Source organism: Streptomyces sp. NPDC029122 (assembly GCF_055569445.1).
Window position 1 is genome coordinate 1 of the sequence record NZ_JBVHWK010000027.1, and the last position, 11,583, is coordinate 11,583.

Sequence of the window (11,583 nt, forward strand, 5' to 3'; positions counted from 1 at the left end):
GGCCGTCCGCTTCCACGACGCCGTGCGCCACCTCGAGACCGCCGGGGTGCGCACCTACCTCGAACTCGGCCCCGACGCCGTCCTGACCGCCATGGCCCAGCAGTGCGTCGCCGAGGACGCCGCCGAAGCGTCCGGTTTCGTTCCCCTGATGCGCCGCGGCAAGGACGCGGAGCACACCCTCGCCGCGGCCCTGGGCGCACTGTTCGCCCGGGGCACCGACCCGGACTGGCCGGCGTACTTCGGGCCCGGAACGCGGGCACCCGGCGTACCGGGCTACGCCTTCCGGCGGACGCGCCACTGGCCGCGCCCGCGCCCCACCGGAGCGCACGGGGCCGACGCGCACCCGCTGCTGACGACCGTGCTCGCCCGCGCCGACTCCGACGAGGTGGTCCTCTCCGGCCGCCTGTCGGCCCGAACGCACCCCTGGCTGGCCGACCACGTCGTCAACGGCACGGTCATCGTGCCCGGTACCGCCTTCGTGGAGATGGCCCTGCGCGCCGGCCGCGAAGCCGGCTGCGACACCCTCGACGAGCTGACCGTCCTCTCCCCGCTGCACCTGCCCGGCGCCGCCGTGGTCGAGGTCCAGACGCTCCTGGCCCCCGCCGGCCCCGACGGGGAGCCCGGGCCCTGGACCGTCGCCGTCTACGCGCGGCCGGCCGACACCCCCGACGGGCCCTGGACCCGGCACGCGAGCGGAATCCTCAGCGGCTCCGCACCGCCCTTCCCGCCGGCCGGACCGCTCGGGTGGCCGCCGGCCGACGCCGAACCGGTCGACGCGGGGGACACGTACGTCCGGGCGGCCGGCATGGGCTTCGACTACGGCCCGGCGTTCCAGGGCCTGAAGGCCGCCTGGCGCCGCGGCGACGAAATCTTCGCCGAGGTCGCCCTGCCCGCGGCGGACGCCGACGACGCCGCACGGTTCGCCCTCCACCCCGCGCTCTTCGACGCCGCCCTGCACGCCGGCTTCATCGAGTCGCCCGGCGGGTCCGACGACTCCGGACGGCTGCCGTTCACCTGGCAGGGACTGACCCTCCACCGGGCCGGCGCCGCCGCGGTACGGGCGCACCTGACCCGGACCGACGCCGACACCCTGTCACTGGAGATCACCGACGGGCTCGGCGCACCGGTGGCCTCGGTCGCCTCGCTGACCCTGCGCCGGATGCGCCCGGAGGACCTCGCGGGCGACACCGCCGCCCTGCTGGAGACCCATTGGCAGCCGCTGGACCCCGTCCCGGCCCCGGCCGGCCCCTGGGCGCTCCTCGCGGACGGCTCGGCCGCCGTCCCGGCCTCCCTGAGCGCGTCCCTCACCGCGTACCCCGATCTGGACGCGCTGGAGCGGGCGGCCGAGGCCCCCGCGACGGTCCTGCACCTGCTGGAGGCGGCCGAGCCGGCCGAGCCGGCCGACCCGGCCCGCCACGCCCACGAGGCGTCCTGGCGGACCGCCCGCCTGCTGCGGCGGTGGACCGCGTCCCCGCTCGCGGAGACGGCCCGGCTCGTCCTGCTGATCCCGCGGGGCGACCCGGCCGGCACCACGCAGGGAGCGGTCCGCGCGCTGCTGCGCACCGCGCAGGCCGAGCACCCCGGGAAGTTCCTGGTCGTCGAACTCGACGGGCAGCCGCAGTCCTGGGACGCGCTGCCGGGCGTCCTCGGCACCGACGAGCGGGAGGCCGCCGTCCGCGACGGGCGGCCGCTCGCCCCCCGCCAGGTCCGCAGGCCCGGGACCGCACCCGGCGCGCAGGCGCCCCCGTTCTCCGGGACCGTCCTGATCACCGGCGGCACCGGCGGCCTCGGCGCGGTGGTCGCCGAGCACCTCGTACGCCGGTACGGCGCCGACGACCTGCTGCTGCTCAGCCGCGGCGGCGCCGGCGACCCGCGCAACGAGGAACTCGCCTCGGCCCTGCGCGGACTCGGCGCCCGGGTGACGCTCGCCGCGTGCGACGTGGCCGACCGCGAGGCCCTGGCGGCCGTCCTGTCCGGCCTCTCCCCGGACCGCCCGCTGAAGGCGGTCGTCCACGCGGCGGGCGTGGTCGACGACGGACTCCTCGGCACGCTGACGGAAGACCAGTTCGAACGGGTCATCCGGGTCAAGGCGGCGGGCGCCGTCGCGCTGCACGAACTGACCAAGGACTCCGCGCTCGACGCGTTCGTCCTGTTCTCGTCCGCGGCCGCCGTCATGGGCAGCCCGGGCCAGGCCAACTACGCCGCCGCCAACGGCTTCCTGGACGCCTTCGCCCACCACCGCCGCTCCCTGGGACTGCCCGCGCAGTCCCTCCAGTGGGGCCCCTGGGCCGAGGAACGCGGCATGGCCGGCCGGATCGGCCCGGAGGCCGTCGCCCGGATGGCGCGCCAGGGCACCGTACCGCTGGCCAACGAGGAGGCGCTCGCCCTGTTCGACGCGGCGCTGGCGCTGCCCGGCGTACCCAACCTGGTCGCGGCCCGCCCGGTGGCCCCGGCCCGGGCGGGGGCCGCCCGGCCGACGGGCAAGCCGGCCGCCGCCGGGCGCGGCGGGTTCGCCCGCCGGATCGCCGGAGCCGACGCGGACACCCGCCGCAGGCTCCTCGTCGACCTGGTGCGCGCCCAGACCGGTTCGGTCCTCGGCCACGGCACGTCCGCCCACGTACCGGCGGAACGCTCCTTCCGGGAATTGGGGCTGGATTCGCTGGCCGCCATCGAACTGCGCAACCGGCTCGGCGCGGAGACCGGCCTGCGGCTCTCCCCGACCCTGGTCTTCGACCATCCCAGCCCGCTGGCGCTGGCCGGGTTCCTGGACCGGGAACTGGCCCCCGCCCCCGCCGGGGACCGGCCGGACCCGGCCGTGGTCCGCCGGCTCGACGAGCTCGCGGCCGGCCTGCGCACCGCCGCACCCGGCCCGGTCACCGCCCGCTACCTGGAGGACCGGCTGCGCGCCCTGCTCACCGAGGTCGGGGGGCCGGCGCGGCCCCCGGCCGCGACCGATGTGGACGACGTCACCGACGAGGAGCTGTTCGACATCTTGAACGGAGAGATCGGCATCTGAGCCGTCCCCCCTTCGTCCCTCCCCCCCCGCACACCCTGAGGAACAGATGGCACACATCGCATTTTTCAGCGTGGCCGCCCACGGGCACGTATCGCCCACCCTGGGCATCGTCGCCGAGCTGGTCTCGCGCGGTCACCGGGTCACCTACTTCACCACCCGGGCCTTCGAGGAGCAGCTCACCCGGCTCGGCGCGCAGGTGTGCCGCTACGACGTCGCCACCCCGCCCGGACAGTCACCGCGCGCCTTCGCCGAGAACGACCTCAGCGCCCTGCCCCTGTTCTTCCTCCACGGCAGCGCGGACCGGATCGCCCTGGCGGAGTCCTCCGTCGGCGCCGACCGTCCCGACCTCGTGGTGTACGACAACACGGTGCCGTTCGCCGGGCGCGCCCTGGCCCGCAGGTGGGGGGCGCGCGCCGTGCAGTTCTTCCCCTCCCTCGCCTCCAGCCGCTCCTACGCGCTGATGGACGCCATGCTGGCGCGCACCGGCCGCTCCGCCTCCCACGAGGCCAACGGCGCCGAATTCGACGCGCGCCTCGCCGAGTTCCTCGGTGCGGCCGGCCTGGACGGGATCCGCGCCGAGGAGTTCATGGACTTCGAGGAGGAACTCAACCTGGCGTTCCTGCCCAGGGAGTTCCAGCCCGAGGCGCACACGTTCGGGGAGCACTACCGCTTCGTCGGGCCCAGCCTGGGCGGCCGGGAGGCCGAGGGCACCTGGCGCCGCGAGGACCCGGACCGCCCGATGGTGTTCGTCTCGCTCGGCACGGTCTTCAACCGGGCCACCTCCTTCTACCGCACCTGTGTGGAGGCGTTCGCCGACAGCGGCCTGCACCTGGTGCTGTCCGTCGGGCAGCAGGCCGACCCGGCGGACCTCGGACCCCTGCCGGCGCACTGCGAGGCGCACCGCAGCGTCCCCCAGCTGTCCGTCCTGAGCCAGGCCGCCGCGTTCGTCACGCACGGCGGCATGGGCAGCACGATGGAAGCCCTGTCCTTCGGCACGCCGATGGTCGTCGTCCCGCAGATGGCCGAGCAGGAGATCATCGCTGACCGCGTCGTCGAGCTGGGCCTGGGTCTGCGCCTCGACCCGGCCGACGCCACCGCCGGACGCCTGCGGGCGGCGGTGGAAACCGTGAGCGCCGATACCGGCACCGCCGCCGCCGCGGCCCGCTTCCGGCGGCTGAGCCGCGACGCGGGCGGCGCTGCCGCCGCGGCCGGGGCGATCGAAGCCCATCTGGCGGGCACGGGCACCGCCGCGCAGACGAAGGCGGCCGCGATATGACCGGGCAGAGCGTTCTGATCGTCGGAGCGGGCGCCGTCGGCACCCTGCTGGCCTGCGACCTCCTCCAGCAGTCGGTGCCGGTGCGGATCGTCGACGCCACGTCCCCGCGGGAGGAGTCCGACCCGCACTCCCGCGCCGTGATGATCTGGCCCCGCGTGCTGGAGCTCCTGGAGAAGGTCGGCATCGCCGACGAGCTCGTCTCCCGCGGGTTCCGGGCCGACGACGTCAGCTTCTTCTCCCGCGGACGCCGGCTGGGCACCGTACCGATGACGAAGCTGGGCGCTGCCCGCCCCTACGGCCTGGGCATCGTCCAGAGCGAGCTGGAGGTGCTGCTGCGCCGCCGCTTCGCCGAACTCGGCGGCACCATCGAGTACGGGACCGAGCTGACCGCGATCGACGCCTCCGGCCCGCTCCCCACCGCCACGCTGCGGCACGGTGACGGCCGGACCGAACGGGCCGCGGCCGACTGGCTGATCGGCGCGGACGGCGCGGGCAGCGTCACCCGCCGGCTCCTCGGCATCCCCTACCCCGGCGTACCCTTCCCGCTCGGCATCGCGCTCGGGGACTTCCCCGTCACCGGGCCGCGCGTCTCCACCGTCGAGTACCACTACGCCGACAGCGGGCTGCTTCCGCTCGTCCACCTGCCCGACGGCGTCTGCCGGCTCGCCACCATCGTCGCCCCCGGGGAAACCGACTGGTCGGACCGCCCGCTGGCGGACTGGCAGCGGATGGTCGACGAGCGCACCAGCCTGCCGTACCGGCTCGGCGAACCCCTGTGGACCCGCACCTACCACCCGCGTCCGGGCGTCGCCGAACGGTTCCGCGAAGGCCGGGTCGTACTGGTCGGCGACGCCGCCCATTCGGTGGTCCCCCTCGGCGGACAGGGCCTCAACCTCGGCCTCCAGGACGCCCTCAACCTCGGCTGGAAGCTCGCCGGCGTCGTGCACGGCGTCTGGGACGAGCGGATCGTCGACACGTACGACACCGAACGCCGCACCGCCGTCGAGCAGGTCCGCACGGTCATCCGCACCGAGATGGAACTGTCCGCCGCCCCCACCGCACGGGAGCGCCGCCTGCGCGACCTGAAGGTGGCCTCGGCGCACCGCACCGGCCTCCTGCGGCACGTGGCGGCGCCCCTGATGAGCCAGATCGGCCTCAGCTACGCCGCCACGGGCGAACCGCTGTGGCGCTCGACGCTGCGCCGCAGGGCCCGCCCCGGAGACCGGCTGCCGTTCTTCCACCGGACCCGGCAGCACGCCGGGGCCCCCGTCCTCGACCAGCGCGGCCACATCGCACTGCTCTGGCCCGGCCGCCGCCCCGCCGCCGGCTGGTCGGCCGTGGCGGACGGCGCCCGCCGCGCCCTCGCGGACCGCCTCCCCGTCCACGACCTCGCACGGCTGTCGCCGTCCGGACGCGCCGCCCTCGCCCCGCTGTTCGGAAGGCAGCCGCTGATCGCCCTGGTCCGTCCCGACGGCCACCTGGCCCACCTCGCCGCCGCACACCGGCCGGCCGAGTCCCTGGGCCACCTGGACCGGCTGGTGTCCCGGCCGCTGACCCCCTCGCGAAGCAGGTGAGCCCCGTGCGGACCCTCCTCATCGACAACCACGACTCGTACACCTACAACCTCTTCCAGCTGCTGGCCGAGGTGAACGGGCGGGAGCCCGTCGTCATCGCCAACGACGCCGCCTCCGTGGCCGACCTGGACCTCGACGGCTTCGACAACATCGTGATCTCGCCCGGGCCCGGCCACCCGGCCCGCTCCCGCGACTTCGGCGTCTCCCGGGACGTCCTGGTCAAGGCGGGCGTCCCGGTGCTCGGCGTCTGCCTCGGGCACCAGGGGCTCGCCGTGTGGGCGGGCGGCGAGGTCGTGCCCGCCCCCCTGCCGGTGCACGGCGAGGTCGCCCGGGTGCGGCACGACGGGGACGAGCTCTTCGCGGGCATACCCGAGCAGTTCGGCGCCGTGCGCTACCACTCCCTGTGCGTGGCGCAGCCGCTGCCCCCCGACCTCCGGGCCACCGCCTGGTCCGAGGACGGCGTCGTCATGGCGCTGCGCCACCGGCTGATGCCGCGCTGGGGCGTGCAGTTCCACCCGGAGTCCATCGAGACCGAGTACGGCCGCCGGATGCTGGCCAACTTCCGGGACCTGACGCTGGCCGACCGCGCCGAGCGCACGGGCGGCCGCCCCGCCGCCCCCGCCCCCGCGGCGGCCGCCCGCACCGGGGCCGTGCCGGAGCCGCGGGTCGGGCACGCCGCCGGCGCGGGGGACCGTACGCACTACTCGCTGCACGTGACCGAGCTGGACGCCGCGGTGGACACCGAGACCGCGTTCGCCTCGCTCTTCGCCGGATCCCGGCACGCCTTCTGGCTCGACAGCGCCCGCGTGGAGCCCGGCCTGTCCCGGTTCTCCTTCCTGGGCGACGCCCACGGCCCGCTCGCCGAGACCGTCCGGTACCGGGTCGACGAGGGCGTGGTCGAGGTCGGCTCCGCCACACCGGCCAGGCACCGGGAGCCCGTCTTCGACTACCTCCAGCGGGAACTCGCCCGCCGGGTGATCGACGCCCCGCCGCTGCCCTTCGACTTCACCGGAGGCTACGTCGGCTACTTCGGCTACGAACTGAAGGGCGACTGCGGATCCCCCAACCGGTACTCCGCCCCGACCCCGGACGCCGTCTGGATCTTCGCGGACCGGTTCCTCGCCGTCGACCACCAGGAGGGCCGCACCTACCTCCTCGCCCTCAGCACCGACCCGGCCACCGCCGCCGCCGCCACCCGCTGGCTCGCCGGAACCGCCGCCGCCCTCGGCCGGCGGGACCCCGGGACGCACCCGGCCGCCGCGCCCGCCGGCGGCCCCGGCACGTCCGTGGAGCCCCGGCTCGCCCGGGACCGCGACGCCTACGTCCAGGACGTGCTGCGCAGCCAGGAGTACCTGACCGCCGGCGAGAGCTACGAGATCTGCCTGACCAACGTCGCCGAGATCCCCGCGACCGAGGACGGCTTCACCACCTACCGCCGGCTGCGCCGGGCCAACCCCGCGCCGTACGCCGCCTACCTGCGCCTCGACGGTACCGAGGTGGCCTGCTCCTCCCCGGAACGCTTCCTCCGGATCACCGCCGACCGGATCGCCGAGGCCAAGCCGATCAAGGGCACGGCCCCCCGCGGCACCACCCCCGCCGAGGACGAGCGCGCCCGCCGCGAGCTGGTCGCCAGCGCCAAGACCCGCGCCGAGAACCTGATGATCGTCGACCTGATGCGCAACGACCTCGGACGCGTCTGCGAGGTCGGCTCGGTCCACGTCCCCGTCCTGATGGCCGCCGAGAGCTACGCCACCGTCCACCAGCTCGTCTCCACCATCCGCGGCACCCTCAAGGACGGCCACGACGCACTCGACTGCGTCCGCGCCTGCTTCCCCGGCGGCTCGATGACCGGCGCGCCCAAGCGGCGCACCCTCGAGATCATCGAGTCCCTCGAGGGCCGGGCCCGCGGCATCTACTCCGGCGCCATCGGCTACCTCTCCTGCAACGGCACCGCCGACCTCAACATCGTCATCCGGACCATGGTCCTCGCCGACGGACGCTGGCGGATCGGTGCGGGCGGCGCCATCGTGCTCGGCTCCGACCCCCACGACGAGTACGACGAAATGCTCCTCAAGGCCGACGCCCCCGCCCGCGCGCTGCTCCCGGCCCGCCCGGACACCACCCAGCCCGCCCCCGAACGAACCGGAAGTGACCAGCGATGACCCCGCAGACCCCCGTCGACGTGACCGCGCTCGTCCAGGCCATGACCCTCGACGAGAAGCTGTCGTTCGTCCACGGATCCGACGACCCCGAGCGCCTCGGCCAGTCCGGGTACGTCCCCGGTGTCCCCCGCCTCGGCATCCCGGAACTGCGGATGACCGACGGCCCGGCCGGCGTCCGCATGAAGCGCGGGACCACCACCGCGCTGCCCGCCCCCATCGCGCTGTCCTGCACCTTCGACGACGAACTGGCCGCCCGCTACGGCGAGTACCTCGGCCACGAGGCCCGCGCCAAACGCCAGGACGTCCTCATCGGCCCGATGCTCAACGTGCTGCGCCAGCCCTTCGGCGGCCGCAACTTCGAGCTGTACGGCGAGGACCCGCTGCTGGTCACCGCCATCGGCACCGCGGTGATCAACGGCATCCAGTCCCAGGGCGTCATCGCCATGCCGAAGCACTTCGCGGCGAACAACCAGGAGGAGAACCGGATGGCCGTCGACACCCGCGTCGACGAACGGACCCTCCGCGAGATCGAGTTCCCCGCCTTCGAGGCCGCCGTCCGCGCCGGCGCCGGCGCGCTCATGGGCGCCACCAACGGCGTGAACGGCCACCCCAGCTGCCAGAACGAGACCCTGCTGAACACCGTCCTGCGCGAGGAGTGGGGCTTCGAGGGCTGGGTGATGTCCGACTGGGACGCCGTCCACGACACCGTCGCCATCGAGCGCGGCCTCGACCAGGAGATGCCCGACGGCGCCCACCTCGGCGAGCCGCTGCGCGAGGCCATCGCCGAGGGCCGTACCGACGAAGCCGTCCTCGACCGCGCCGTCGCCCGCATCGTCGGCCAGATGGCCCGCTTCGGCCTCCTCGGCACCCCCACCCCCCGGCCGCAGGCCGTACGCGACCCCGAGCGCGGCCGGGCCCTGGCCCTGGAAGTGGCCACCGCCGGCTCGGTGCTCCTGCACAACCCCCGCAACGTCCTGCCGCTGTCCGCCGCCAAGCTCACCGAGCCGGGCCGCGCCTCGCACGGCCTCGCCGTCATCGGCCGGCCCGCCACCGTCCCCAAGACCGCCGGCGTCGGCAGCGCCCTCGTCGTCCCGGAGCACGCCGCCACCCCGCTCGAGGTCCTGCGCGCCCGCCTCGGCGAGGACGCCGTCGAGTTCCGCATCGGCGAGGACCCGGCCGGACGCCCCATCCCGGAGTCGGCGCTCGTCCCCGCCTTCCGCGAGGGCGAGGTCCCGGCCGGCCCCTCCACCGAGCCCGACTACTTCTACGAGGGCCGGCTGACCATCGAGACGGAGGGCCGCTACCGCATCGCCGTCACCGCGCTCGGCGGTTACGCCGCCATCGACCTCGAAGGCCACCCCCGCGTCTTCGCCGGCAGCTCCTTCGGCGACACCGCCGGCCTCACCGTCGACCTCCTCCCCGGCACCTACAAGCTGGTCCTGTCCGCCCTGCCGATGCCCTCCAACCCCGTCCACCTCACCCTCGGCTGGGTCACCCCGGAGCAGGCCCGCGCCGACATCGAGGAGGCCGTCGAGGCCGCCCGCGGCGCACGGGCCGCCGTCGTCTTCGCCTACGACGAGCTCGCCGAGCTCATCGACCGCCCCGCGCTCGCCCTGCCCGGCCTCCAGGACACCCTGATCTCCGCCGTCGCCCGGGCCAACCCCAACACCGTGGTCGTCCTCAACACCGGCTCCTCCCCGACGATGCCCTGGCTGGACCACGTCGCCGGCGTCCTCGACGTCTGGTACCCCGGCGAGATGGGCGCCGAGGCCACCGACGCCCTCCTGTTCGGCGACGCCAACCCCAGCGGCAAGCTCACCCAGAGCTTTCCCGTGGACGCCGGCCGCACCTCGGTCGCCGGAGACCCCCTGCGCTACCCCGGCGTCGACGGGCGCGTCGAGTACCAGGAGGGCGTCTTCGTCGGCTACCGCTGGCACGACGAGCACGGCGTCGCCCCCCTGTTCCCCTTCGGCCACGGCCTCAGCTACACCACCTTCGGCTACGAGGACCTCCGCCTCACCGCCCGGGGCCGCGAACTGAAGGTCTCCTGCACCCTGCGCAACACCGGCGCGCGGGCCGGCCGCGAAACCGTCCAGGTCTACCTCGGCGGCAGCCCCGACGTCACCGCCCCCCAGGCCCCCAAGGCCCTGGCCGGCTACGCCCGCGCCCACCTGGAGCCCGGAGCGTCCACCGTCGTGGAGATCGTCCTCGACGCCCGCCGCTTCGAGTACTGGAACACCGCCACCGGCGCCTGGACCGTCGCCGCCGGCCCGCGCACCGTCTCCGTGGGCCGCTCCTCCCAGGACCTCCCCCTCACCGCCACCGTCCACGTCGACCCGGCCGGAACGGTGAGCCCGTGACCCCGGCCCCCCAGCGGATCCACACTCCGGTGTGCGTCATCGGCGCCGGCCCCGCCGGCCTGCTGCTGGCGCGGCTCCTCGAACTGAACGGCATCGACTGCGTCGTCCTCGAACGCCGCGGCCGCGACCACGTGGAACGCCGCGTCCGGGCCGGCCTCCTGGAGCAGGGCACCGTCGAAGCCCTGCGCCGCGCCGGCGTCGCCGGGCGCCTCGACCGGGAGGGCCTGGTCCACGAAGGCTTCGAACTCCGCCTCGAAGGCGACACCTACCGCCTGCCCTTCACCAAGCTCACCGGCGAATCCGTGTGGATGTACGGACAGCAGGAGATCGTCAAGGACCTCATCGCCGCCCGCACCGCCACCGGCGGAGCACTGCACTTCGACGTCGACGACGTCCGGATCGACCGGCTCGCCGGCGACGGCGCCACCGTCACCTGCACCCTCGACGGCCGTCCCGCCGAGATCACCTGCGACTTCGTCGCGGGCTGCGACGGCTTCCACGGCGTCAGCCGCACCGCCGTGCCCGCCGCCTCCCTCACCACCAGCACCCACACCTACCCCTACGCCTGGCTGGGCATCCTCGCGGCCGCCCCGCCGATGTCCCCCGAACTCGTCTACGCCACGGGCGAGCGAGGCTTCGCCCTCCAGAGCATGCGCTCCAGCACCGTCAGCCGCCTCTACCTCCAGGTCCCGCCCGGCGAGAGCGCGGACACCCGCTCCGACGAGCAGATCTGGGCCGAACTCGACCAGCGCCTCACGGGCGGCAGCGGAGCCCTGCCCACCGGACCCGTACTGGAACGCACCCTCGTCCCGCTGCGCGGCTTCCTCTGCGAACCCATGCAGCACGGGCGGCTCTTCCTCCTCGGCGACGCGGCGCACATCGTCCCGCCCAGCGCCGCGAAGGGACTGAACCTGGCCGTCGCCGACGCCGAACTCCTCGCCGGAGCCCTCGCCCTCCGGTACGGCACCGGGCGGCGCGACGCCCTCGACGCGTACTCGGCCACCGCCCTGCGCCGGGCCTGGCTCGGCCAGGAGTTCTCACGGTGGATGACCGACCTGCTGCACACCGGCCCGGGCACACCCTTCGACCGGGGCCTGCGCCGGGCGCGCTTCGACCACCTGACCGGCTCCACGGCCGCGGCGACCGACTTCGCCGAGCAGTACGTGGGCCAGTCGCGACGCTGACGGCCACCCCC

At 75.1% G+C, this 11,583-nt stretch carries 6 protein-coding genes; all 6 read left to right on the plus strand.

The features are described from left to right. A partial coding sequence (locus tag ACZ4WZ_RS26620; RefSeq protein WP_467894088.1) for a type I polyketide synthase occupies nt 1-3,016 on the plus strand: 3,016 nt, incomplete at its 5' end. Between the two features lie 46 nt (nt 3,017-3,062). Further along, the gene (locus tag ACZ4WZ_RS26625) at nt 3,063-4,292 is read left to right on the plus strand and encodes a macrolide family glycosyltransferase (protein WP_467894090.1); all 1,230 of its coding nucleotides are present in this window, start codon (nt 3,063-3,065) and stop codon (nt 4,290-4,292) included. After that, on the plus strand, nt 4,289-5,866 hold the full coding sequence (locus tag ACZ4WZ_RS26630; protein ID WP_467894091.1) for an FAD-dependent monooxygenase: 1,578 nt from the start codon (nt 4,289-4,291) through the stop codon (nt 5,864-5,866). The genes ACZ4WZ_RS26625 and ACZ4WZ_RS26630 overlap by 4 nt, the downstream gene beginning before the upstream one ends. A gap of 5 nt (nt 5,867-5,871) precedes the next feature. Further along, the gene (gene pabB / locus ACZ4WZ_RS26635; RefSeq protein ID WP_467894093.1) at nt 5,872-8,028 is read left to right on the plus strand and encodes an aminodeoxychorismate synthase component I; all 2,157 of its coding nucleotides are present in this window, start codon (nt 5,872-5,874) and stop codon (nt 8,026-8,028) included. Next, nucleotides 8,025-10,388 carry a glycoside hydrolase family 3 protein gene (locus ACZ4WZ_RS26640; protein ID WP_467894095.1) on the plus strand — a complete coding sequence of 788 codons (2,364 nt, stop codon included), beginning with the start codon at nt 8,025-8,027 and terminating at the stop codon, nt 10,386-10,388. The genes pabB and ACZ4WZ_RS26640 overlap by 4 nt, the downstream gene beginning before the upstream one ends. Further along, a complete protein-coding gene (locus tag ACZ4WZ_RS26645; protein ID WP_467894097.1) occupies nt 10,385-11,572 on the plus strand; it encodes a 4-hydroxybenzoate 3-monooxygenase in 1,188 nt (395 codons plus the stop codon). Before ACZ4WZ_RS26640 ends, ACZ4WZ_RS26645 begins: the two co-directional genes overlap by 4 nt. Nucleotides 11,573-11,583: the final 11 nt, after the last annotated feature.